The following is a 22,364-nucleotide window of genomic DNA, read 5'->3' on the forward strand; positions in this document are numbered from 1 at the left end:
GCGGTCAGGCAGCCGGATTGAGCGGCAGGTGAATCTCGTGCTCACCCTCGAAATCGCAACGGTCCAGCGCCCACAGCCGTTGGCAACTCTCAGAGCAGAAGTCGTCCGATACCGATGCCTCCGGGCGCGGATCCCCGCAGTAACCGCAGAACTCCGCCGGGCTCACGCCGCACGCTCCACAACCCCAGCGACCATCGAGCGCAGCTGCTCGACCGGAACAACCGCCGAGCCCGCATCCGCCGGCACCCCGAGTTCGTCGGGAGACCGTGGCGACAGCATCAGGATTCGCAGCCGCGCCCCGCTGATCAGGCCGTCCACGACGAGCTCCGTGCTCGCGGTCCGGCGGCGGGCCACGACGTAGGGCTGGTGCATTACGGCGATCCACTGGAGCAGGCGGGCAACGTCCTCCGGGCCGCGGCTGAGGATCTGCGCGGTCCACTCCCCCGCGTCGGCCGCGAGGCCCACGATCTCCGGGAGGGCCGGGTGCACGGCGAGCACCTCGCCGAGCGCGGACATCAACCGCTGCTGCGGGTGACGGTGAATGTGCGTGACGGTCATGACTCCTCCTTGATTCCCAGTTCGCGGGCGATGACGAATTGGATCGATTGGGCGGCGCATAGTGCGCAGTCCGGTTCGCCCCGCCCTCCGCAGGCGTGAGCGTTGGTGTCGTGAAGGTCGCCGTCTCCGCACATTTCCCCGGCTAGGTCCAGTACGGCGCGGAGGGCTCGCGTCATCACGAGGTAGTTCTCCGCAGCCACGAACTCACCGCCGTCACGGGCGACCAGCACGTTGTCATCAAGGTCGGTGCGGATCGCGACATTCAGGTCAGTCATCGACCCTCACCCCCACCGCGGTCGCGATTTCGGCCCGAAGCTGATCGGCATACGCCGCAGCCAGCCCTCCGTGGCTCTCCATGGCCGGGAGCAGGTCCAGTACTGCGCGGAGTGCATTCGCCCGCTCCGTAGCGCGGTCCTCCGTCACGTCCTGGTCGTCGTCGGTGACGTAGTGAGTGGTCAGTTCCGCACGTATCGCGGTATCCAGGTCAGTCATCACTTCGGCTCCACTGAAATGCACTCGGTAGGCAACTGGCCCTTCATGAAGTATTCCCAGAAGTCGTCGAAATCCTCATCGGCGTTCTGCTTCATGGCCGCAGCGATACCCGCCGGGGACATGTCATCCAGGAACAACACCCACGTCGGGATGCTCACCTCGTACACGCACGTCACGCGAAACGTCTCCCTCTTCATCACGCCTCCTCAAACTCGAATGTCATCTGCGGGCCACGGGCGATCCGCGCCTCCGCTTTCGCTTGCAGTGCTTCGGACTTGCACTCCTGAAGCGCCACCCACACCGGGCTCGACCGCTGCCGCTCGGCAACGCGGTCTGCGCATTCGGCGGGACGAACACACCGCCACTCCGCGACATCCGCTTCGGAGCCGCACGACAGGCACCGCTCCGGCGACGGGCAGCAGGTGCACACCAGGACCCCGCACACCCCGCCGTGGACAGCGCCAGGGCAACGAGCGTGATCACCGGCGGCGCAGAAGCCGCAACGGAACGGGCGGCGGGCGCTCACAACGCGCCCTCTCCACCGACCGCGAACCTCCGCGGCCCCCGAGGCGTTTTCGCCGCCTCGCCCTGGGCGATGACCTCCCACTCCCGGATGTCCCGCCACTGCCGCCAGCCGTAGTGCAGCGGCGACGGCTCACGGCCAACAACCTTCCACGAATCGGTGCCCACGTTGACCACCACGACACCGGACCGCGGGTCACGCCGGAACTGGCCCAACGGCTGCTCCAGGGACACCTGCGAACCGCAGTACGCGGCGGAGTCGGTGGCCTGCTCAGCGAGCGACCATGCGGCACGCATCGCCACATCCGGATGCCCGGTCCACACCCGCACAGCACTGTCCCGGTCGCCGTAGGTTCCGACGGCGACGCTCACCACGTCGCGGGATTCGCGATTCGCGCAGATCCACTGCTCGGTCATCTGGCTACCTCCACGTTCCGATGCGATGCATCTTGTGGCCAGGGGCGGGCGAGTGATCGGGGCAGTAGTGGCGTCGGCCGTGGCCGACCCAGATCGACCAGCCCTCGGTGCGGGCTCGGTGCTCGTAGTGGTCGCGCCCATCGAATTGCGGCATTTCGGGTCCAGTGATGGCCGCGTCGCATCCGGTTCCGTTGCACGTGATCCCGGAGATCACGACGTTGATTCGCTCGCTCACTTCGCCACCTCCCGGACTCGCAGGCGGAACCCGCGCTTCGTCAGCTCCTCCGTGCAGTCCCGGAGCTGGCCGTCCGGCTCCAGTCCGAGATCCCGCAACGCCACCAGCAGCCGGTGGGCCGCCATCCGCGACGAGCCGCCCCGGGACAGCGGAACGAACTCCGGGATGGGGTGCTCGACGCCCTCGTGGACCAGAACGCTGTCGCCCCGCAACTGGGTGAACTCGGCGGTGACCTCCACGTAGGCGCTCATCACGCCACCCCGTTCAGCAGGTCCGCCAGGCGCTGCGCCGCGGCGAGCTCCCGGAACTCCACCGGCAACTCGTAGCCCCCGCGCACCACGGCGAACGCCTCGTAGCCGTGCTCGACGCGGGCCGTCTCCCGCGACAGTCCGAACTCGGCGGCGTACAGCTCGGCCAGGTGCAGCTCGTGGTTCAGCAGCGCGGCCTTCGCCTGCTCGGGGCTCGTCGCGCTCCGGCCGTCGAACGCGGCGTCCACGACGCGCTCCAGCCAGTCGCGCTGTGCCTCAGCGGCGACCAGCGGGTGGGCCTGCGCCCGGTAGATGTCGTCGGCAGTGACGCCGATGTCGGTGATGGTCATTCGGGGCTCCTCGGGGTGCCTCTGGGGTGATGTGTCCACTCTATGTCATCAAGTGTAATCAACGCAAGCCCGAGTTGACACCAGAAGCCGAAAACGGCCCCCACCCGCAGGTGAGGGCCGCCGAAGACGCAAGGAGAGCTACGTGCTCGGCACCAGGTACATCCGACTCAACCGAGCCTGACGCGCACGCGGCCTCGGTGGATCCGGCTCATCCGGGTCCGCGACCATGCGAGCGATCCGATCCAACATCACGCCACCCCCCGCATCGGCTCGACCTGGCGGCTCAAGTTCGCCACGCGGGCATACTGCGGCGACCACGCCAGCGACACCGAACCCGTTCGCCCCTGCCGGTTCTTCGCCACAATCACCTCCAGCTCGGACGCCGCCTTCACCTCCGACGACTCGTCGTGATGCAGCAGCAGAACCTTGTCCGCGTCCTGCTCAATCGCCCCCGACTCACGCAGATCCGCCAGCGTCGGCTTCTTGTCCTGACGCTGCTCCGGGCCGCGGTTGAGCTGCGACACCGCGATCACCGGAACCTGCAGCTCCTTCGCCAGGAGTTTCAACCCGCGGGAGAACCCAGATACCTGCTGCTCTCGGGAGATCCGGGAGTCCGTCGCGTGGGTCAGCTGCAGGTAGTCCACGACCACCAACCCCAGCCCCCCGCTGGCTCGGGACAGGTCACGAGACGCTGCGCGGATCCCAGCCCCTCCGATCGTCGCGTCATCGATGATCCGCATCGAATACTCCTCGAACCTCTCCCCCGCACGGTCGAGCCGCTGCAGGTCAAGGTCATTCAACGTCCGCGCCTCGATCGGCCCCAGATCCACGCTCCCCAGATTCGCCAGACACCGGTCCGTGATCTCCTGCTTCGACATCTCCAAGCTGAAGAACACCGACGTCAACCCCTGCTCCGCAACGTTCATCGCGGCGTTGAGCGACAACACCGACTTCCCCACACCCGGCCTCGCGGCCACAACGATGAGCTGGCCCGGCTTCATGCCCCCAGTCAGGCGGTCCAGGTCCAGCAGCCCCATCGGGGTCGACGGAGACGCCGGCGACCGGTACGACGCCAGCGCTTCCTTCACCAGCTCGGCGGGTTCCGCGACCTCGACCCCCTTCTTCTTGCCGCTCTCCGCCTCGTCGATCATGTCGCGCATCGACTCGAAGAGCTCGTCAAGCTCGGTCTCATCCGCAGCCGCGTACGCCATGCGCCCGATCCGCGTACTCAACTCGATCGAGCGGCGCAGGAACGCCTTCTGCGCCACGATCTCCGCCATGTCCGCGGCATCCCAGCCCACCGGGACGAACCCGATGAGATCCATCAGGTAAGCCGCGCCACCGACCCGCTCCAGCTGTCCCCGACGCAAGAGCTCTTCCGACACCGAGATCGGCGAGATCGACTCCCCGGCCGCGTCCATGTCGCAGAGCGCCTCGAACACGGCACGATTCCGAGGCGAATAGAAGTCATCGGCAGTGACCACGGCCGCAACCTCGGCCAGCGCACGAGACGACTGGATCGCAGCCCCCAGGGCGGCGCACTCGGATTCCTTCGACTGCGGCGGAAGCTTCTCCTCGGTCATGGCTTCCTCCTGTTCGGGCCGTCGAGGACGACACGGTTCGACATCTGGGCGATGCGGTCGGTGACTCGGTCGCCGAGGTTGGCCCGCAGCTCGGTGGTCGACAGGTTCGAGGTGAGGATGGTGGGCATGCGGCGCTCGTAGCGGTGATTGATCAGCCGGTAGTTCTGCTCCTCGACCCACTCAGATGCCTTGCCGGTTCCGATGTCGTCGAACACGAGCACGGTGGCGTTCGCGAACGACGCGAAGACCTCCTCGGAGTCCACGCCGTGGCGGGGGCGGAGCTGGGCGTAGAAGTCGGCTGCGGACACGTGCATCCACGAGCACGCGACGCCGGAAGCGCCAAGAGCTCTGAGAGCGCCGTAGGCTTGATGAGTCTTGCCGCGGGACACCGGGCCTAGCAACAGCAGCCACGGGCCGCGTGTGGCCGCTACAAGCCCGCCAGGGCGGTCCTGCCGCTCCACTGCCTCACGGACGATCTGCCGGACCCACTCGACGACCTTCGGGTGGTCGGCGGCAGCGTCCGCGAACATCTCCGGGATTCCGGCCTCCAGCACGGCGGACCGCTCCCGCGCCCACTTCACCCAGTGCGGATCGACGTCCACGCCTGGGATGTCCTCGATGGTGATGATGCTCGGGTCGGTCATCACAGGTCCTCGTAGTAGCCGGAGGTGTTCTCCGGGTCGCGGTACGGCTGGTAGCCGCCGGAGACGGCACGGAGCTTCGGTGCCGGCGGTTCGTCGGTCCACCGCTCACCGTTGAGCCACGTGCTGGCATGGGGGATGTACTGCTTGTCGCGACCTTCCCGGCTCCAGAGTTCGGCCCATCGCTGGGCTTCGGACACCAGGTGGTCGGCGTCATGCGCCTTCATGGCCTTCTTCCACGCCTTCAGCGCGTCGGCCTTGCCGTCCTTGCGGGGGTAGGTGGACCAGAAGGTGGTGAAGGTTTCGTCGCTCGGGAGCGGCGCAGCCGCGGCGCTTCCCTGTTCCTTTCCCTTCCCTGTTCCCTGTTCCTTTCCTTTCCTTTCCCCCGGTGAGTCCTCAGTGAGCACTCCCTGAGTCATCACTGAGTCACTATCTCCGCTGGTCAGGGGTGCAATCTGCCCGGAATCAGGCGCCGGAAGCTTGCTCGGGGTCGGACGGTTGATTTTCTGGTGCTCACGCCACCCGTTGATCTGTAGGTATGAGCGCTCCCCGACCGTGTAGTGAGTGATCAGTGAGGACTCAGTGAGCGCCTGAACGTCGCCGTCGATGTCCCCGGAGGTGCGATCAGACAGCGGCCACACATCGGCCTTCACCAATCGCGGGTCGTACTCGCAGCGCCCCTCGTCATCGCAGTGAGTCCACAGTCCAATGAACGTCAGCCGCTGCTCGTAGGTGAGCTTGTCGATCGTGCGGGAGCGGAAGAAGTCGGGCTTGATCGTTCGGATGCGGGCCATCACTGCACCTCCTTGGCGGCTGCCCCTGCGGTTTCGGAAGACTCGTTTAGGCTGTCCATCAGCCGTTCCTTCGTGAGAGTTGGTCGGCCAGGCCCTCGGGGCGGTGGAGTCGCCTCCGGGGGCCGCTCGCTGTCGTGGTCGTTCACGTCGGCCCCCTTCGTCGGCCTGAACTGGTGTTTTCGTGCTGCGCGGGACTTCACACCACAGGGGTCGGCATCGGCGCTCGGACTTCCGCAACGACCCTGTCCTGATGTCGTCCAGCTAGGTGCGGATGACCGGCATGACCAGCTGGGTCACTCGTCGTCAGGCCAGCGAGTCGCGCACAGCCCGGATCAGGAACTCGGCGGCAGGCGGAGTCACCGCGTTGCCGAGGAGCTTGACCTTCTCCCGCTTCGTCCCGAGCAGCTTGTAGCTATCCCCGAACGCCATCGCGTTCTGGATCTCGCTCGGCGTGAGCATCCGGAAGGTGCAGTCCTCAACCGTCGGCGCGGGGCGCGGCGGCTCGATCACGTCCCGCACGAGCATGTGGTGGTTGCCCGAGGCGGTGACCGTGGCCAAGGGCTCGGACACGTGCCGGGCGGTCGATCCGCCGCCGCGGAGTTCGGCGACGAACGCCAGGCCAACCCGGTCGTGCGTCGTCATCGTCGGAAGCGGGCGGTTCGACAGTTGTGCCGTGCCGGTCCGGTAGTACGGCACCACGAGCGCGGTCTCGTTCCGTGTCGTCTGCGTCCGGATCGGCGCCGACGTCAGCCGCGCCTCCTTGCCATCGCGCCCTTCGACGGGAACGAGTAGGCCCTCCGTCTCCCTCGTCGTCCTGGCGCGCATCGGCTCGTCGATCGGAGACGTCGACAGGTTCCACGTCCCGCCAGCAGGCACCAGCTGCGGCATCGTGGCGAACTTCGCAAGCCCGGTCTGAATTCGGCGCATGGTCGCCGGTTTCAGCGGAACCGCCCGCTCTCCGATCCGCTCCCCCGCGAGGGACCAGTCGATCGCCGCGCTCGCAGGGGACACGTACGGCTCGACGACGATGTGGCACCGCGGCGTCGGGCACCGGTAGACGTACTGGCTCCGGTACCGCCCCCACCTTTCGGTGCGCTTGAACACCTGCATCGCCTGGACGTCGGTGCTGCACTGCTCGCACCACGCCAACGGGCGAGGTTCAACGTTCGGCGCCTTGTTCCCCTTACGCCAGAACACGATGTACAACCGATCCCGACTCTGCGGTGCCCGCGGCGCCTTCTGCGTCGGGGCGTGCATCGAGTTGAGGAACACGGTGCGGTGCTCGTAGCCGAGCGAGGTCATGGCGGACAGCCAGGCCGACCACAGTTCCCATCGGGCGGCGTCCACGACGTTTTCGACGATGATCGACTCGTACCGGTGGTGCTCGGCGAACCGGACGACGTCCCACATGGTTGCGCGAGACCGTTCCGCAGCCGGATCAGGCTTGTCCCACAGGGTGGGTTGAGCACGCTTTACGCCCTTGGCCACCGAGTGATTCGTGCACTCCGGCGAGGCCCAGAGGATCGACGATCGCGGGTAGCGGCGCGGGTCGACTTGGGAGATGTCTGCGCAGTCGTGGCCGACGTCGGGGTAGTTCGCTTGGTGGGTGTCGATGGCAAGCGACCAGTGGTTCGCGGCCATGACGACCTGGACGCCGTCGACCTCGTGCGCGCCCTGGCTCGATCCGCCGGCGCCGCAGAAGAGGTCGGTGATGGTGAGGGTCATGCTGCTTCTCCAAGGTCGAGGGAGGGAGTCCAGTGGCCGCAGTCGTCGAGGAGGACGACGCCGTGCCAGGCGAGCCGGACAGGGACTTCGAGGGGTGACTGCCACGAGCGAACGACGTAGCCGCGGAGGGCGGCCTTGGCGGGGTGCTCGGTGATCCAGTGGTGGCAGGTCGAGCACACGTGCAGCCCGTTGGCCGCCGTCCATTTCCCGCCCTGCGAGCGGTTCTTGCGGTGGTGCCACTCGGCGGCGTGGTTGTGGCCGCAGCGCTCACAGGCGCCACCAGAACGGGCGTAGACGAGGGCTCGGGCTGATCGCTCGCTCATGCCGCACCACCAAACAACGTGTCCTGCGGCTCCCGGTTCGACCACAGGACCTCAGTGCGGTCCTGCCTGGTGCCGCCCTGCCCGGTCATGGTGTTGATGCGGGTGGCGTGCCATCCGTCGTAGAGCTCGGTGTAGAGCGGGCTGTCGTAGCCGGACAGCACGACCGAGGCACGGCAGCCCCGGAGCGCGGCCGCGAGTTCGCGGTGCTCGGTCTCGCTGCGCATCTCGTGCACGTACCCGCCGGACACACGCGACGACCCGAGGTAGGGCGGGTCGACGTAGAGCAGCACGTTCGGCGAGCGCCCGTACCGCTCGATGAGCTCCAGCGCAGGCTGGCACTCCAGGCTCACGCCGACGAGGCGTTCCGCAGCCGCGAAGATGCGCCCGATGTAGCCAGTCAGGTAGTCCGGCATCGACGTCCCGGACCCGGCGGGGTCGACGTAGTGCCGCCACCCGGTCGACGTGCGGATCCCTCCACGTCCCTGAGTGAGCTGCACCCACACCCGCCGAGCGCGCTCCAGCTCGTCGACGACGGGTTCGTAGGCTGCGCGATGTTCACCGCGGGAGTGGGGCGTCAAAGCGCACGCCCGCGCCAGGTCGAGCGGCTGGTCCCGCAGGACACGCCAGAACGTCATCAAGCTGGCGTCGAGGTCGTTGACGGTTTCCATCGGCGACCGACCCTTGGCCAGCAGCACGGCCAGGCTGCCTCCGAAGGGTTCGACGTAGTGCTCGTGCGCGGGCAGATGGGACACGATCCGATCAGCGAGCCTCGTCTTGCCACCGAAGTAGGCGATGGGCGGGGCGCTCATGCCGACCACCCCGGCGTGGATGCGGTGAACCGCATCTCCTCCTTGAGGTTGCTGTTGATCGCACGCCCGATCTCGGACCGGTCGCGCAGCGCCTTGAGCTTGTCCTTGCTGGCCTCGACGAGCTGCTCGTGTGCCTGCACCGCGTACCAGGAGTCGATGGTCTGCTCCTCAGCTCGGCGGCGGCGGAAGTCCATCGAGCCCTGGGTTCCGAGGAAGGCGCGGGCGAACTCCAGCCGGTGAGTTCGCAGCAGCCCGGCGTACTCGCCTCGCAGCCGGACGAGCTCCTGCGTCTCGGTGTCGATGTCCTGCTCGATCTGCCACAGCGTCGCCGCGGCCTGGGCGGGGGTCAGGGGTGCGCTCATGCCGCACCGACCACGTGTCCGCGCCCATAGCGGTGGGAGCATTCGGCGCATTCGGCGCCGCGTACCCATCCGGGGTACCCGATTCCGTCGTGGTTGGGGCTCATGACGACGTCGCGGTAGCGGTCTCCGGTACGGATCACGCGTCGGTCACAGGTCATGCAGCGCCGCGCTCGGCGGCTCGTTCGTGTGGTTGCGCGGATCACGACTGGCTCCTTCCTGGGCATCCGATCCAGCGGCCGATGCGCCCCGCGTGGCGGGACTTTCGTTCAGCAGGCCGGGTGCCGACGTGGGTCATGCGCTTCGCCTTGGCAGCGCGAGACATCAAGGACGGGAGGACGTTGGGGTCGTGGGGCTCGACGCCCTCAGGGATGCGGCGCCGAACGTCCTCGGCGGTGAACTCAGTGCCCTCGTGAATCAGCTCTGCGAGAGCGCGTTCCGCGTGCCACAGGAAGTCCCGGTGCGGCGCGGTCGCGGCGGCGAGGTTGCTCTCGACGCCCGCGAGTTGGAGCTGTTCCCCCGTGGTCATAACGCCTCCTGCCGGATGGACTCGCGAAGCCGCCGCAGTTCGGCCTTGCTGACGTGGAGCCGGCGGGCGATGTCGTTGTCGCTGGATCCAGCAGCGGTGAGCCGTTGGACGACCGCGATGCGCTCGGACCTGGTGAGCGGGCGGCCGACGGGCTCCCGCCCGCGCACTGCCCGCTCCACCGCGACCTCGTCGAGCCACTCGTCACCGGGTCGGGGCCGCCGGGAGCTCGGCTGCGCGAGGTGCGGCGGCGGATCGCGGCGCAGGACCACGGGGATCGCCCAGCGACCGCCTCGGCGGGTGCGGCGGATGTCGTGCAGGTACTTCGTGTCGCCGACGAGGGGCTTCATGCGGCCTCCTCCGCCAGCTGAACCCGGCCCTCCCGCAGGGAAGTCGCGAAGTCGCGCATCGCCTTGATGTCCGTCTCGGTGTTCAGCGACGTCCCGGTGGTTGTCTCGTAGCTGCGTCCCACCGCCTTCGGATCCAGGCGCCGCGCCTTGCAGACGTTGAGGATCTGAGCGCGGGCCTCATCCGCAGTCGACGGAGTCGGCTGCTTGTTCGGCGCGTCCGAGCGGTCCTCGGGGTGGGCCGGCTCCTTCTTCCACAGGTCCAGCGCAACCCCGAACCGCATGGCCGCGTTCCGAAGCGCGTCGCCGATGGTTTCCTTGATCGCGTCGCCGCCGCGCTTCCCGTCCGGGTGCCCGTACCCCATGCGCGTCGTGCCGCACACCGTGAGCCGAATCCACATCCCGTTGTTGCCGTCGAACGCAGGCAGCCCGTTGGCGTCGAAGGCGAGCGGCTCCCAGTTCCACTCGGAGTCGACGGACAGCAGCCTGTCGGTCAGGTCGGCGTGCCCGACGAAGTCCAGGTGAATGTGAGCCGGGGAGATCCAGGAGTTGCAGATGTCGCACTTTGACTTGGTGTGGCGGTCGCACCTCTTGTCCCGGCATGACGAGCAGGTGACACGAGGGAGCTTGCCGATCTGCTCTGGCGGGAACGGTGCGCGGAGCTGCTTCTGCTGTTCCTCGTTCATGCGGCTGCGCTCCCGTGGAGTTCGTGGATGGTGCCGTCCACGTCGAGGACTCCGGCGGCGAGCATCGCGGTGACGATCTGCTCGGCCTCGGGTGTCGGGCGGACGGTGATGTACGGGTCGCCGTTGCTGACGGCGATGCCGGGGACGTCGAGCTCCCCGTCGGGTGCGACGGGTTCGCCCGCCTTCTTGGCGAGGTCGAGCAGCACCCGCTCGAACGCCGGGCGGATGACGGGCTTGTGCTCGACTTCGGTCGGGTAGTGCTCGGCGACCCATGCCGCGAGTGCGTCGGGGTTGGTGACTCGCGCACTGGTCTTACCTTCGGCGGCGGAGACGGCGGCGATCTTCTGCCCGTTGTAGGTGGCGGTGATGCGGTCGCCGGGGTCCATCCGTCCAAGGCCGTTGGCCTTGGCGGCGTCGCTGGCCTGCTTGACCTTGTCCAGGAGCAGGCGGAGGACGGCGATCTGGAGTGCGGTGTTCTTGGTGCTCATGCCGCAGCACCGCCCTTGACCTGCTCGCAGTGCTCACGCCACGGGCGCTCGACTTCCTCGAACGGCTTGTTCTCATTGGCGTCGAGCAGCCAGCTCTCCCCGCAACGGCACTCGATGACCCACTGGCGGGCTCCGGTCCGGCCGACGCAGTGGAACGTTCCGGCATGGCGGCTGTACCTCTTGCCGCTGGCATCGCAGCGCTGCCGCACACCCCGATAGGCCCAGTGGTGCTCGGCGACGGTGTCGTCCTTGCGGACGTTGACCTTCTTGCCGCAGTCGTCGCACTCGACTCGCTCGGTCATGCTGCCTCCAAAAGGGCGTGCGGCATCGCGCCGCGAAAGCGGTGAATGGTGTGGTGAATCCGGTCGCGACCGATCTCGTCGTTGTCGGTCACGGCCTCGCGAAACGCGAACTCCAGGCAGTCATCGCAGGCCCGGAGCAGGCCGAACTGCGTGGACACCGGCTCCCACGAGACCTCGTGGACAGCGGGTTCGCCGCAGTTGTCGCAACCCTCGGCGTAGTGAGGATCATCGACGTGGTGGACGTCGGCGGAAGCCGCGTCCTGCCAGGTCATGCAGAGTCGGGGTGCCTGATCGGGTCGTCGGCGCCAGCGAGGTAGTCGTCCAGAGCCTTGATCGAGATGATGTAGGCGCGTCCTGTGTTCCGCGACGGAATCTCGCGGGTCGCCAGCAGGCGCCGCATTTGTTTCTCAGTAAGCCCCAGGTAGCGGGCGGCTGCTCGGACGCCGAGTGCTTGCGGCTGAATCCGGTCGGGGTCAGTGATGATCGACGTCATGCCGCGTCCCCCTCTTCGTCCTGAGCGCTGCGGATCTGCTCCAGCAGCTCACGCGCCTCGACTTCGGTGAGCTCGGAAGCGCGAGGCTCCAACAGGCTCACAGGGACGTTGAGCGCACGGGCAAGCTTGAGCCGGATCGGCGGAGTGGCCTTACGCCTTCCCGATTCCAGCAGGCTGATCGCCGCCTGGCTGAGTCCACTGACTGCGGCCAACGAGTGCTGACTGTGCCCGTCCTTCTCGCGGATGACGCGGAGGGTGTCCCACGGGCGGGGGCTGAAGTTCCTCATGGTGTCCACTGTATGTCATCAAGTGCAATCAGGCAATATCTCCGGAGATCTTTAGGGCTCAAACGCAATTGACCTGCGTCAACAAGCCGTGAACATGCAGTTGACAACTTGGTAGATCTAGTGGAGATGCGACATGCTGAGCACTATGTCCGAGCAACAACGGTCGTGGCCGCTAGGCCCGGCCCTGCGACGCGCCCGCGAAGACGCCGGCCTATCCCAGCGTGCCGCAGCGCGGAGCGCTGGTTTTTCGGTGACCGTCTGGTCTCAACTGGAGACCGGAGTAAGAAGTGTCGGTCACGGGCAAGCGGTGCCAGCCAGCCCGCGGCCCGATACCGTCAGAGCTGCGGCGCAGACCGTCGGCCTCGATCCGAACGAGGCGCTTCAACTCGCTGGGCTCCCGCCAGTGTCCCTCGACGATAAGGCCGGACCGCCTACTGTCTCCCAGCGCCGACACCTCGAACGATGGTCACAGCTATCCACGGAGCAACAGCGAGCGCTGGAACTCATCATCGTGTCGATGCTCGACGCTCCCCCACCGGACAGCAGCACGGACGCCACCTTCGTGACGTCCGTGCACGCGACCGACTCCGACCTGGAGGAGTCCTACTCCGACGACGCGGGGCCCGAGCTGCGCGTTCGCCCGTAACGCGAAGTGCACGCGGCCCTCGAATCAGAGAGGGCCGCGTGCAGCAGCGCTACCTGATCCCCCGGCCCCGTGCAGCCGATCGGGCTCATGGTCGCCATCCGGACGCGTTCGGGAAACGTCCGATGGCGGAACCGCACGGCACAGGTGACCGCATCCAGCCGCTCGTCGCCCGTCGTGGCGTGAGCCTGCACGTAGTTCTCAACAGCAACCCGGAGGAAGCCCGCCGGGTCGTCGATCATCATCTCGTCGAGGTTCACGCCGAGCCCCCAATGTGGTGGTCGAAGGAGACGGCAGCTCCCCGTTGCTGCCCACGGTGCGTGGTCGCCGAGCCCAACGTGGGTGACGTCGAACGACCGTCCGTGTCCACCATTATGCCGCAGTGTGGTCGGCAAATAGGTCATGGTCGAACACGAGTTCATTTCACCTCTGCGCCATGCGGGGCTGCAATGGTCCGTGCGGGCGACTCACGGGGAGTGACGCTAGGACTGTCGGGAGTAGGCGGCATCCAGCGCGTCGGCGGCGGCAGGGTTGGACTGTCCACGACCCATGTACACCCGCTGTGTCATCGACGGGTCCGCATGCCCCAGCAAGTCGGCAACCTTCCGTGCGGACTGGCCGCTGTCATCGAGGATCGTCGCCGCAGTCTTGCGGAAGACGTGCGGGTTGACCCACCGGTAGTCGATCTCCCACTTGTCGTAGATCTTCTGGAGCGCGGCGCGCCAGGAGCGGCGTACGTTGTTGGGCTGGCGCCATCCGAGGGATTGCGACGGGAACACCGGCTCGTCAGGGTTCGCCCCGTCGGGGCGGCGGAGCTCCAGCAGGACGACGACGAACAGCGGCAGGTCGATGATGCGGTTCGCGTTCTCCGTTTTGCCGCCGTGGCGCTGTACGCCTTCGGTATGCACGTGGACCAGGTTGCCCGTGACATGCAGGGATCGCGGCGGGAGCGTTTCGCCGTCAACCGAGATGGCGCTGTCGGTGAGGTTGAGGTCCTGCCAGCGGATCGCCACGGCCTCGCCGATGCGGACTCCGGTCCCGAGCATCAGGCGGACGATGTCGGGGATCTGGGAGTGGCGGAAGTAGGGATCGGTACGAACGAGCGTGTCGATGCAGGAGAGGAGTTCGGTTCGCTCCTCGTGGGTCAGTGACCGGACCTTCTTGCTGCCGCCCTCGATCGGCGAGAGGTCACCGACGGGGTTCGAGGTGATGAGCTTGCGGCGGATGCCGTAGCCGAGGACTCCCCGGATCACCTTGCGGATGTGCCGACGGTAGGACGCAGAGTAGCCCTCCTCTTCGAGCTCGTCGAAGAGGTCTTCGAGCAGGGGTGCATCGATCTCGTTGAGCCTGATCCCGCCGATGCGGGGGATCAGGAAGTTGTTCAGCGTGCGCCGGTAGTTGTCGTAGGTGGTCTGGGCGCGCTTGACCTTGACCCGCTTCTCCAGCCAAGGCGCCCCGAGCGCCTCGAAGGTCGCCGCGGCTGTCAGGTTGGCTCGCTCATCCGCGAGTCCGGCGAGAAAGGCCGTGAGGGCGCGTTTGGCCTTCGGCTCGCTCGGTCCGGATCGTTCGATGGGCCGGGTTCGTCCGTCCCGTCCGCGGTAGTTGGTGACGGCCCGCCATCCGGTCGCCGTCTGGTAGGTGCGGATGGTGCCGTGGGTGCCGATCTGGAGTGGTGGCCGAGCCATCGCAGGGTCTCCCGTCGGGGCGTTTTCGGGGGCTGATCATGCAGTAAAGCATGGATTTTGCATGGTTCAGCGTACCGCTCGCCTGCGACAGGTCGCGTTGACCTGCGATTTATGGTGCCCCCGGTCGGGATCGAACCGACACTCGGACGAGTTTAAGTCGTCTGCCTCTGCCAGTTGGGCTACGGGGGCTGGGCCTCAGCGCGCGACCGAGGAGGTCCTCGGGAGCGGGCCGAGCCGTAATGGTGCCGACCGGCGCTGGACCGTTCGCCACCGCCGGTTCGGACGCACCGACTCTGCCCCCGGTTCCCACCGCTCGGAAGCCGCCGAGCAGAGCAAGCCGCTCCCCCCGGTGCGCGGCGACCGGCGGTCCGTGCGGCCGGCGATCACCGGTCCCACCTCGGCGCCGAGGTGGTCGCCGCGAGGTGCTCGTAGCGTTCGGCGACCCAGCGGTGCACGGCGGTGGAGACCGCGTCGTCCTGAGCCCGGTGCTCGAACCAGCGCCAGTCGCAGTTCACGTTGACCTCCAGGAACACGTGGTCGGACTCCGCGGCGAGCAGGTCGAACGCCGCCACGTGCAGCCGCCAGAAGCGGCACAGCGCCAGCAGCCGCGTCGCCAGACCCGCGGGCAGCTCGACCCGCTCCACGACCACCGAGTCCGGGTCGACCCACAGCTGCGCCGGATCGAGCTTGTCCACCCGGTAGCCGATGACCTCGTCCCCGACGACGAAGGCGCGGATCTCGTGCTCGGAGCCGACGTACTGCTGCACCAGCACCGGGGCCGGCTCGCGCGCTTCCGCGGAGTGCCGGATGTCCAGCGGCCGAGGGAAGAGCCCGCGCAGCGCGCCCGGTTCGGGTTCGAGCATGTGGTGGCCCGCGGTCTTGACGATGCACTGGCCGCCGCCCGGGCGGTTCCGGCCCGGCAGCGTGGTGACCGCGGTGCGCGGCACCCGGAAACCGAAGGAGGCGGCGTCTCGCAGCTGCGTGAGCCGGTCCAGATGCGCGCTGGAGCGCACCGGGTTGATCTGCTCCCAGTCGGCGCGGCCGGACAGCCAGCCGGACACCGCGCGCCACTGCTCGCGGACGTAGGCGCCGTGCACGGTCGTCGGGTCCACGGGCAGCGCCGTGATGTCGAAGTGCCGCCGCCACACGACGATCGGCCGCAGCAGCCAGCGTTCGAGCTCGATCAGCGGGGTGTCGGTGTAGACGGTGAGCGCGATGTCCAGGCACCGGTCGGCGTCGATGCGCACCATCCGGATGTTGCGTTCCGCCAGCGCGAGCGAGAGCTCGTTCATCTCCATGTCCGCGGCCCGCGCGAGCACCAGCACGCACGGGATCGGATCGCCGTCGCCGTCGTCGACCAGGTCCGCGCGGTGCACGCGCTCCTGGAAGTCGAGGCTGGTGTCGGCGGAGCGGAAGAAGTAATCCTGACCTTGCAGCAGCAGCGGCCCGGGACGGAAGTCGGCGGCGGCGGGTCCGGTCGTGGGGCCGAACGGGTGCGCGAAGTCGTCCGCCGCCCCCTCGGTCATACCCCGGTCCTCCTGCGGTGCCGCCATCACCGGTGCGCGAATGGTCCGGCGGGTGCTGCGCTCGGTCAGTCGTCCTTCTTGCGGAACACCTCGGAAGCGGCCTGGTACTCGGCCGCGAAATCGGCGAGCGGGCCGTCCTGCACTTCGTCGCTGCGCAGCAGAGCCGCAAGTTCCTGGAGAGTCAAAGGATTCACCCCTTCCCCAACTGAGGCATCCTTTTGAGTGACGACGCCCCGACAGTCTTCGATTACCCGCTACTCATTGTCAAGGGTAGCGGGTCACCCGATCGCCTGCACGGAGCAGCCCCCACTCGTATGCGAATCACCGCGTGCTCATGGAGCACGCGGTGATCACCCGGAGTGCGGTCAGCTTGCCGCGGCCCGCTCGAAGTCGGCCTTCGGATTCTGGATCTGACCCATCGACACGGCTTCCCGCTTGAACAGGAAAGCCAGCGTCCAGTCGATGACGATCCGCATCTTGCGGTTGAAGGTGGGCATCCGGCTCACGTGGTACGTGCGGTGCATGAACCAGGCGACGAAGCCCTTGGCCTTGAACCCGTAGACGTCGGCGACGCCCTTGTAGAGCCCGAGGCCCGCCACCGAACCGGCGTAGGCGTGGCGGTACTCCTTGGTGGACTTGCCACGCAGCGACGCCAGCAGGTTCTTGCCGAGCTGGTTCGCCTGGCGCACCGCGTGCTGCGCGGACGGCGCGCAGGTCGCGTTCGGGTCGGTGTCGGCCTTCGAGAGGTCCGGCACCGCCGAGCAGTCACCGGCGGCCCACACGTTCGGCAGACCCTCGACCTGGAGGTGCGAGGTGGCCCTGATCCGGCCGCGCTCGTCGAGCGGCAGGTCGGAGTTCTTCAGCACCGGGTTGGCCTTGACACCCGCGTTCCACACCAGCGTGTCGGTGTCGAACTCGGTCCCGTCGGAGAGCACGGCGTGCCCGTTCTCCACCGACTTCAGGAAGGTGTTCAGGTAGACCTGGATCCCGCGCTCTTCCAGGGCCTTGACGACGTAGACGCCCATCTTCTCGCTGACCTCGGGCATCACGCGCCCGGCGGCCTCGACGAGGACCCACCGCATGTCCTCCGGCGAGATGGACTCGTAGTAGCGGGTGGCGTAGCGGGCCATGTCCTCCAGCTCCGCCAGCGCCTCGGCTCCGGCGAAGCCGCCACCGACGAAGGTGAAGGTGAGCAGCCGCTTACGCAGCTCCTCGTCGGAGGTGTTGGCCGCCGCGTCCATCTTCGCCAGCACGTGGTTGCGCAGGTAGATGGCTTCACCGACGGTCTTGAGGCTGATGCCTTGTTCCGCCAGGCCGGGGATGGGCAGGAGTCGGGACACGGAGCCCAGCGCCACCACGAGCACGTCGTAGGGGAGCTCTTCGGGACCCGTCTGCGGGTTCTCGATCGTCACGACCTGGTCGGCGTGCTTGATCTCGGTGACACTGGCGGTGATCACATGACACCGCTTCAGGACTCGTCGCAGTGGCGCTACCACGTGGCGAGGCTCGACCGAGCCCGCCGCCGCTTCCGGTAGGAAGGGCTGGTAGGTCATGTGCGGCTGAGGATCGACCACGGTGACGGAGGCTTCACGACGTCCCAGCTTGGACTGAAGCTGAAGCGCCGTGTACATGCCGACATAGCCGCCGCCGAGGATGAGAATCCGGGTGGGTTCGGATTTACCAGCCATGCCGATATGGTCGCACCACTGGAATGGGACACGGTCCGCAGACCCCCCCTAATGTGACGCCAGTCGCGCGTGGCACTGATCACGATCGACGCGCTGTGCGCGGGCGGCTGCGCTCAGTATGCGGATCCGTCGAGCGGGAGGGCCGGAGTGCTCGCCACCCTACCGACTTTTCCGGCCGGATAGCCACCTCGCCGCAGCATCTTCTGCATTCCCGGGAGTTCGACGCCGGATCACCGCTCACCCGCGTTGACCAGGCACAGCACCGGGAACGAGCGCTTCGCGCGAGCGCGGACGGTGCCGTCGGGCCGTTCGCCCCGATCAAGAAACCGGTGCTCACAGGCGCTGAACCGGTACGGCGCAACGGATTCGCCACACCCGCCCGACCGGAGCGGCTCCGGCAACGGCTCACGCCTGCACCACGGCGATGCCCCGTCTACCGACCGCACGAGGCCCGATCTCCTCGCACGCGGGGGAATCGGCGGCCGAGCCGAGGTCGCCGCCGAGTTCCGCCGACACCCGGTCACCGCCACCTCCTGCCGGGTCCGTGAGCCCCGAGAGCAGGTGGCGCATGCCGTCCGGATCCTCGGTGAGCAGCACGACCGGACGAGCGAGCCCCAGCGCGACCGCCGCGACCATCGCGTCCACTGTGGAGTTGACCCGGTGGCCCGCCGCGCCACCGGTGGTGCAGTTCCCGCCGAGACGGGCGTCCTCCGGACGCACCGGGAGGACCTTGATCCGATCGAGCACCGCCGCGAGCTCCGACCCGGCACCGGAACCGAGCATCGCTTCGGCGAGCGTCACCGCGCTGATGACCACGTGGGCCCGGCGTGCGCGGGCGATCTCGACGTGCCCGCGGACGCGCACGTCACCGGCCGCGAGCTTGCGCACGGCAGCGGCGTCGAGCAGGAGCGTGCCGCCCGCGGCTATTCGTGGTCGGGCCATGCACACCTCGCCTCCTCCAGCACCGCCGACGGCACCGGTCCGTGTTCGCGTTCGAGCAGGTCGGCGAGCTCGGCCAGCAGATCCAGCTCCAGCTGCCGCGCGACCGCATCCGTGACGTACTGACTGAACGCGCCGCGCCCGACCCGCTGCTGCACCGCAGCCGTCAGGTCCTCCGGGATCGACACGCTCACCTTGCGCGCCCGACCCGACGACCGGATCTCCCCGGACGCTGCGGGGTGCACGACGTCAACGCCCCCTGGCGGCACCCCGGCCGACCGGTACCGCCCCACCAGCTCCGCCAACCGATCCGCGAACTCGGGCAACCGCCGCCCTTCGAGATCGGACGGCGCCGCGCCACCTCGTCCCTCTCGCTCCGCTCGCATACTCACATGCTACCGGCGGTGGCAACATCCGATCCACCCGAAGAACACTCGATCACCCCGTCGAGTGCCCCCGCAGACGGCGAACGCATGTATATTGCATGCACATGGTGGCCTTGCAGATTCGCGACGTACCCGAGGACGTGCGTGACACGTTGGTCGACAGAGCGCGCGCGCAGGGGCAGTCCCTGCAGGCGTACTTGTTGTCGCTGGTCGAAGCCGAGGCGCGCCGTTCGGAGAACCGAGCCGTCCTCTCCCGCTTCTCCGGCCGGTCGGACGGGAGCAGGGTCGCAGCGGGCGATACCGCCGATGAACTCCGCGGCATGCGCGACGAGCGCGGGCTCGACGAGAACGGCGGCGGCTAGTGCTGGTCGTGGACGCATCGGCGCTGGCCGATGCCCTGCTCGACGACGGTCCAGCAGGACGTCGGGCTCGGGAAGCACTGGCCACCGACGACCACTGGGCGGCGCCTTCGCACCTCCCCGTTGAGGTCATGTCCGTGATCCGCGGTCGGCTGCTGGGCCAGAAGATCACCCTCGAACGTGCTGAAGACGCCATGACCGCTCTGGTCGACATGGCGGTGGACGAGGTCGGCCCCGCGCGGATCCTCCCCCGCATGTGGGAGCTGCGCGGCAACATCACCGCGTACGACGCCGCATACGTCGCGGCCGCAGAGCTGCTGGGGTGCCCGCTGCTGACTGGAGATCGCAGGCTGTCCCGCGCTCGTGGTGTCCGTTGCGAGATCCGAACGATCTTCGACGCCTAGTTCGCCCTCGCTTCGGTGCTGCCGTTCGCGTTCGGGTCGTTGGCGCGGGTCAGCGGGGCTCGCACGTCGGAGGACGGTGCGGTGGTCGTGGTCGACGATCCGCACCCGGAGTTCGCCGCGGCGCTCCGCGACGTGCGGTGAGGTCAGATCCCGGCGAGCTCGCGGGCGCGGCGCAGCACGTCGCGCAGCATCTCCGGGGTGAGCGTTCCGGTGAAGGTGTTCTGCTGGCTCACGTGGTAGCAGCCCAGCAGGTTCAGATCCGCGCCGCCGTCCCGCGCCGGTAGCACCGCCTCCGCGCCATGACCGAACTTCGGGCGCGGCGACGGGACCGCCCAAGCCGCGTCGTGCAGCACCGGCAGCACCGCCTGCCAGCCGAAACCGCCCAGCACCAGCACCACCCGCACCGTGTCCCGCAGCAGCACCAGTTCGCGGGCCAGCCACGGCCGGCAGGTGTCCCGCTCGGCCGGGGTCGGCTTGTTCGCGGGCGGCGCGCACCGCACCGGCGAGGTGATCCGGGTGCGGTGCAGCACCAGGCCGTCGCCGAGCCCGTGCGCGTGCGGCTGCGACGCCAGCCCCACGTCGTGCATCGCCCGGTAGAGCACGTCCCCGGACCGGTCACCGGTGAACATCCGGCCGGTCCGGTTCGCGCCGTGCGCCGCCGGTGCGAGGCCGACGACCGCGATCGCCGCGTCCGGCGGGCCGAACCCGGGCACCGGGCGCCCCCAGTAGGTCTGGTCGCGGAACGCCGCCCGCTTCTCCCGCGCCACCTGCTCCCGCCACTCCACCAACCGGGGGCACGCGGTGCAGCGCGCGATCCGCTCGTCCAACACGCCCAGTTCGCGGGCACCGCGGGCCGCTGCGGCGGGATCGGTGACGGGATCGTCGACCAGCTCGGAGATCACGCCTCCACGGTCGCAGAAACCTCGCCGTCCCGCGGGTTCCGGCACGTAGAGTTCGGTCATGGCAGCCACCGAAACGAGCACCGGCGAAACCGGGCAGGAAACGACGACGGCCCCGGCCGAACCGACCGACGACCTGGTCAGCACGCACCACACGATCACCGCGGCGGGCGGTGAGCTGTCCTACACCGCGACCACCGGCCGCATCGTGCTGCGCGAGGAGGTCACCACCGACGGCAAGTTCGACGGGCTGAAGGCCAAGGCCGAGGTGCACCTGACCTCGTACGTCGTCGACAGCGCCGAACCGCGCCCGGTGACGTTCGCCTTCAACGGCGGTCCCGGTTCGGCGAGCGTGTGGCTGCACCTGGGGGTGCTGGGGCCGCGCCGCGTGCTGTCCGGGGACACCGGATCGCTCGCCGCTCCGCCCTACGGGCTCGCCGACAACCCGGAGACCCTGCTGGCGGAGAGCGACCTGGTGTTCATCGACCCGGTCTCCACCGGGTACTCGCGGGCCGTCAACGGCGGCGAGCCCGCGGACTTCCACGGCTACCAGCGGGACATCGAGTCCGTCGGCGAGGTCATCCGGCTGTGGACCTCGCGGAACGGGCGCTGGATGTCGCCGAAGTACCTGGCCGGCGAGTCCTACGGCACGCTGCGCGCAGCGGCGCTGGCCGAGCACCTCCAGGACAAGCACGGGCTGTACCTGAACGGGCTGCTGCTGATCTCGTCGGTGCTGGACATGGGCACCATCCGGTTCACCGAGGGCAACGACCTGCCGCACGTGCTGTACCTGCCGACGTACGCGGCGATCGCGCACCACCACGGCAAGCACGGCGACCGGCCGCTGCCCGAGGTGCTGGAGGAGGCGGAGAAGTTCGCCTCCGGCGACTACGCGTGGGCGCTGTCCCGCGGCGCGCGGCTGCCCGCGTTCGAGCGCGCCGACGTCATCCGCCGCACCGCCGAGCTCACCGGCCTGTCCGAGGACTACGTGGACCGGGCGAACCTGCGCATCGAGCACCTGCGGTTCTTCACCGAGCTGCTGCGCTCCGAACGCCGCACCGTGGGCCGGATGGACGGGCGCTTCGTCGGCTGGGAGCCGGACGCCGCGGGCGAGCGGATGACCGACGACCCGAGCGTCTCCGGGATCATCGGCGCCTATTCCGCGGCCATCAACCACTACCTGCGCCAGGAACTCGACTACGCCAACGACCTGCCGTACGCGTTGCTGAGCAATCGGGTGCAGCCGTGGTCGTACAAGGAGTTCGAGGGTTCCTCGGTTTCGGTGGTGGACAAGTTGGGTGCCGCGATGCGCACCAATCCGCACCTGCGGGTGCACGTCGCCGCCGGGTACACCGATGGCGCCACACCGTATTACGCGGCGGAGCACGTGCTGGCCCGGCTGCCCATTCCCGAAGAGCTGCGCGACAACATCGAGGTCCGCTACTACCCGGCGGGCCACATGATGTACGTGCACGAGCCGTCCCGCGTCCAGCAGTCCGCTGACCTGGCCGAATTCATCCGCCAGGGCGGCTAGCGGCAGCCCCGGGGGGGGGCGGGCCCCCCCCCCCCGGCCCCCCGGGCCCCCCCCCCGGCGGGGCCCGGGAACGCGGGGGGGGGGGGGGGGGGGGGGGGGGGCCCGGCGCGGGGGGG

The 22,364-nt window shown here is 68.4% G+C and carries 34 protein-coding genes, 1 tRNA gene and 1 pseudogene; 6 read left to right on the plus strand and 30 right to left on the minus strand.

The annotated features are described in order from the left end of the window. Positions 1–162 precede the first annotated feature (162 nt). The 22 genes from LCD35_RS05785 to LCD35_RS05890 form a co-directional block, all read right to left on the minus strand. Positions 163–558: a hypothetical protein gene (locus tag LCD35_RS05785; protein ID WP_224966278.1), complete on the minus strand. Its 396-nt coding sequence runs from the start codon at positions 556–558 to the stop codon at positions 163–165. Further along, positions 555–833, minus strand: a complete 279-nt coding sequence (locus LCD35_RS05790; RefSeq protein ID WP_224966279.1) for a hypothetical protein — start codon at positions 831–833, stop codon at positions 555–557. Before LCD35_RS05790 ends, LCD35_RS05785 begins: the two co-directional genes overlap by 4 nt. After that, positions 826–1,050, minus strand: a complete 225-nt coding sequence (locus LCD35_RS05795; RefSeq protein WP_224966280.1) for a hypothetical protein — start codon at positions 1,048–1,050, stop codon at positions 826–828. The genes LCD35_RS05790 and LCD35_RS05795 overlap by 8 nt, the downstream gene beginning before the upstream one ends. After that, the gene (locus LCD35_RS05800; protein WP_224966281.1) at positions 1,050–1,247 is read right to left on the minus strand and encodes a hypothetical protein; all 198 of its coding nucleotides are present in this window, start codon (positions 1,245–1,247) and stop codon (positions 1,050–1,052) included. Before LCD35_RS05800 ends, LCD35_RS05795 begins: the two co-directional genes overlap by 1 nt. 325 nt (positions 1,248–1,572) lie before the next feature. Beyond that, positions 1,573–1,989: a hypothetical protein gene (locus LCD35_RS05805; protein WP_224966282.1), complete on the minus strand. Its 417-nt coding sequence runs from the start codon at positions 1,987–1,989 to the stop codon at positions 1,573–1,575. A 231-nt stretch (positions 1,990–2,220) separates the two neighbouring features. After that, the gene (locus tag LCD35_RS05810) at positions 2,221–2,475 is read right to left on the minus strand and encodes a hypothetical protein (protein ID WP_224966283.1); all 255 of its coding nucleotides are present in this window, start codon (positions 2,473–2,475) and stop codon (positions 2,221–2,223) included. Next, positions 2,475–2,822, minus strand: a complete 348-nt coding sequence (locus LCD35_RS05815; RefSeq protein ID WP_224966284.1) for a hypothetical protein — start codon at positions 2,820–2,822, stop codon at positions 2,475–2,477. Before LCD35_RS05815 ends, LCD35_RS05810 begins: the two co-directional genes overlap by 1 nt. A 248-nt stretch (positions 2,823–3,070) precedes the next feature. After that, positions 3,071–4,405 carry a replicative DNA helicase gene (locus LCD35_RS05820; protein WP_225043870.1) on the minus strand — a complete coding sequence of 445 codons (1,335 nt, stop codon included), beginning with the start codon at positions 4,403–4,405 and terminating at the stop codon, positions 3,071–3,073. Beyond that, positions 4,402–5,049, minus strand: coding sequence for an ATP-binding protein (locus LCD35_RS05825; RefSeq protein ID WP_225043871.1), 648 nt, complete (start codon positions 5,047–5,049; stop codon positions 4,402–4,404). Before LCD35_RS05825 ends, LCD35_RS05820 begins: the two co-directional genes overlap by 4 nt. Next, complete coding sequence (locus LCD35_RS05830) at positions 5,049–5,840, minus strand: hypothetical protein (RefSeq protein ID WP_225043872.1); 792 nt, start codon at positions 5,838–5,840, stop codon at positions 5,049–5,051. Before LCD35_RS05830 ends, LCD35_RS05825 begins: the two co-directional genes overlap by 1 nt. 303 nt (positions 5,841–6,143) lie before the next feature. Then, positions 6,144–7,565: a DNA cytosine methyltransferase gene (locus LCD35_RS05835; RefSeq protein WP_225043873.1), complete on the minus strand. Its 1,422-nt coding sequence runs from the start codon at positions 7,563–7,565 to the stop codon at positions 6,144–6,146. Further along, positions 7,562–7,888: an HNH endonuclease gene (locus LCD35_RS05840; RefSeq protein ID WP_225043874.1), complete on the minus strand. Its 327-nt coding sequence runs from the start codon at positions 7,886–7,888 to the stop codon at positions 7,562–7,564. The genes LCD35_RS05835 and LCD35_RS05840 overlap by 4 nt, the downstream gene beginning before the upstream one ends. Then, complete coding sequence (locus tag LCD35_RS05845) at positions 7,885–8,697, minus strand: DNA adenine methylase (protein WP_225043875.1); 813 nt, start codon at positions 8,695–8,697, stop codon at positions 7,885–7,887. Before LCD35_RS05845 ends, LCD35_RS05840 begins: the two co-directional genes overlap by 4 nt. Continuing rightward, a complete protein-coding gene (locus LCD35_RS05850) occupies positions 8,694–9,059 on the minus strand; it encodes a hypothetical protein (protein WP_225043876.1) in 366 nt (121 codons plus the stop codon). Before LCD35_RS05850 ends, LCD35_RS05845 begins: the two co-directional genes overlap by 4 nt. 199 nt (positions 9,060–9,258) lie before the next feature. Then, complete coding sequence (locus LCD35_RS05855; protein ID WP_224966292.1) at positions 9,259–9,585, minus strand: hypothetical protein; 327 nt, start codon at positions 9,583–9,585, stop codon at positions 9,259–9,261. After that, positions 9,582–9,932, minus strand: coding sequence for a hypothetical protein (locus LCD35_RS05860; protein WP_224966293.1), 351 nt, complete (start codon positions 9,930–9,932; stop codon positions 9,582–9,584). The genes LCD35_RS05855 and LCD35_RS05860 overlap by 4 nt, the downstream gene beginning before the upstream one ends. Then, positions 9,929–10,615 carry a hypothetical protein gene (locus LCD35_RS05865; protein ID WP_224966294.1) on the minus strand — a complete coding sequence of 229 codons (687 nt, stop codon included), beginning with the start codon at positions 10,613–10,615 and terminating at the stop codon, positions 9,929–9,931. The genes LCD35_RS05860 and LCD35_RS05865 overlap by 4 nt, the downstream gene beginning before the upstream one ends. Then, complete coding sequence (locus LCD35_RS05870; RefSeq protein WP_224966295.1) at positions 10,612–11,103, minus strand: hypothetical protein; 492 nt, start codon at positions 11,101–11,103, stop codon at positions 10,612–10,614. Before LCD35_RS05870 ends, LCD35_RS05865 begins: the two co-directional genes overlap by 4 nt. Then, positions 11,100–11,405 carry a hypothetical protein gene (locus LCD35_RS05875; RefSeq protein WP_224966296.1) on the minus strand — a complete coding sequence of 102 codons (306 nt, stop codon included), beginning with the start codon at positions 11,403–11,405 and terminating at the stop codon, positions 11,100–11,102. Before LCD35_RS05875 ends, LCD35_RS05870 begins: the two co-directional genes overlap by 4 nt. Then, on the minus strand, positions 11,402–11,677 hold the full coding sequence (locus tag LCD35_RS05880; protein WP_225043877.1) for a hypothetical protein: 276 nt from the start codon (positions 11,675–11,677) through the stop codon (positions 11,402–11,404). The genes LCD35_RS05875 and LCD35_RS05880 overlap by 4 nt, the downstream gene beginning before the upstream one ends. Beyond that, positions 11,674–11,898 (minus strand): helix-turn-helix domain-containing protein, encoded by a 225-nt coding sequence (locus LCD35_RS05885; protein ID WP_225043878.1) that lies wholly within the window; start codon positions 11,896–11,898, stop codon positions 11,674–11,676. The genes LCD35_RS05880 and LCD35_RS05885 overlap by 4 nt, the downstream gene beginning before the upstream one ends. Beyond that, a complete protein-coding gene (locus LCD35_RS05890; protein WP_225043879.1) occupies positions 11,895–12,185 on the minus strand; it encodes a helix-turn-helix domain-containing protein in 291 nt (96 codons plus the stop codon). Before LCD35_RS05890 ends, LCD35_RS05885 begins: the two co-directional genes overlap by 4 nt. Before the next feature lie 145 nt (positions 12,186–12,330). Here LCD35_RS05890 and LCD35_RS30685 point away from each other — a divergent pair. Both LCD35_RS30685 and LCD35_RS29815 read left to right on the plus strand, forming a co-directional pair. After that, positions 12,331–12,567 (plus strand): annotated as a pseudogene (locus LCD35_RS30685) (helix-turn-helix domain-containing protein); the annotation flags it as partial. 135 nt (positions 12,568–12,702) lie between these two features. Further along, on the plus strand, positions 12,703–12,831 hold the full coding sequence (locus tag LCD35_RS29815) for a hypothetical protein (protein WP_255614394.1): 129 nt from the start codon (positions 12,703–12,705) through the stop codon (positions 12,829–12,831). On the opposite strand, the gene LCD35_RS30690 is transcribed toward LCD35_RS29815, so the two are convergent. The 7 genes from LCD35_RS30690 to LCD35_RS05930 all read right to left on the minus strand — a co-directional run bounded on the left by LCD35_RS30690 (position 12,789) and on the right by LCD35_RS05930 (position 19,052). Next, positions 12,789–13,088, minus strand: a complete 300-nt coding sequence (locus LCD35_RS30690; RefSeq protein ID WP_224966300.1) for a hypothetical protein — start codon at positions 13,086–13,088, stop codon at positions 12,789–12,791. The genes LCD35_RS29815 and LCD35_RS30690 overlap by 43 nt on opposite strands. 222 nt (positions 13,089–13,310) lie before the next feature. Continuing rightward, a complete protein-coding gene (locus LCD35_RS05905; RefSeq protein ID WP_224966301.1) occupies positions 13,311–14,513 on the minus strand; it encodes a site-specific integrase in 1,203 nt (400 codons plus the stop codon). Positions 14,514–14,625: 112 nt separating this feature from the next. Then, positions 14,626–14,702, minus strand: a tRNA-Leu gene (locus tag LCD35_RS05910). Positions 14,703–14,896: 194 nt separating this feature from the next. Further along, a complete protein-coding gene (locus LCD35_RS05915) occupies positions 14,897–16,039 on the minus strand; it encodes a RimK family alpha-L-glutamate ligase (protein WP_225043880.1) in 1,143 nt (380 codons plus the stop codon). Between the two features lie 365 nt (positions 16,040–16,404). Then, the gene (locus LCD35_RS05920; RefSeq protein WP_224958922.1) at positions 16,405–17,727 is read right to left on the minus strand and encodes an NAD(P)/FAD-dependent oxidoreductase; all 1,323 of its coding nucleotides are present in this window, start codon (positions 17,725–17,727) and stop codon (positions 16,405–16,407) included. Between the two features lie 405 nt (positions 17,728–18,132). Continuing rightward, a complete protein-coding gene (locus LCD35_RS05925; protein WP_224958921.1) occupies positions 18,133–18,669 on the minus strand; it encodes a type II toxin-antitoxin system VapC family toxin in 537 nt (178 codons plus the stop codon). Next, entirely contained in the window at positions 18,651–19,052 is a 402-nt protein-coding gene (locus LCD35_RS05930) for a hypothetical protein (RefSeq protein ID WP_225043881.1), read from the minus strand. Before LCD35_RS05930 ends, LCD35_RS05925 begins: the two co-directional genes overlap by 19 nt. Before the next feature lie 104 nt (positions 19,053–19,156). Between LCD35_RS05930 and LCD35_RS05935 the strand changes: the two genes are divergently transcribed. From LCD35_RS05935 to LCD35_RS29820, 3 genes are read left to right on the plus strand one after another with little or no spacing between them, the layout of a single operon-like run. Then, positions 19,157–19,414, plus strand: a complete 258-nt coding sequence (locus tag LCD35_RS05935; RefSeq protein WP_224958918.1) for a hypothetical protein — start codon at positions 19,157–19,159, stop codon at positions 19,412–19,414. Next, entirely contained in the window at positions 19,414–19,815 is a 402-nt protein-coding gene (locus tag LCD35_RS05940) for a type II toxin-antitoxin system VapC family toxin (RefSeq protein ID WP_224958916.1), read from the plus strand. Before LCD35_RS05935 ends, LCD35_RS05940 begins: the two co-directional genes overlap by 1 nt. A gap of 15 nt (positions 19,816–19,830) precedes the next feature. Further along, positions 19,831–19,956, plus strand: a complete 126-nt coding sequence (locus LCD35_RS29820) for a hypothetical protein (protein ID WP_255614397.1) — start codon at positions 19,831–19,833, stop codon at positions 19,954–19,956. A gap of 2 nt (positions 19,957–19,958) precedes the next feature. Here the strand turns inward: LCD35_RS29820 and LCD35_RS05945 are convergent, their stop codons facing one another. After that, the gene (locus tag LCD35_RS05945; RefSeq protein WP_224966303.1) at positions 19,959–20,777 is read right to left on the minus strand and encodes a uracil-DNA glycosylase; all 819 of its coding nucleotides are present in this window, start codon (positions 20,775–20,777) and stop codon (positions 19,959–19,961) included. Between LCD35_RS05945 and LCD35_RS05950 the strand changes: the two genes are divergently transcribed. Further along, positions 20,776–22,248, plus strand: coding sequence for a S10 family peptidase (locus tag LCD35_RS05950; RefSeq protein WP_225043882.1), 1,473 nt, complete (start codon positions 20,776–20,778; stop codon positions 22,246–22,248). The two genes, LCD35_RS05945 and LCD35_RS05950, sit on opposite strands and share 2 nt — an antisense overlap. Positions 22,249–22,364: the final 116 nt, after the last annotated feature.

This window comes from Saccharopolyspora sp. 6V, assembly GCF_020176785.1.
Lineage (GTDB): Bacteria > Actinomycetota > Actinomycetes > Mycobacteriales > Pseudonocardiaceae > Saccharopolyspora_C > Saccharopolyspora_C gregorii.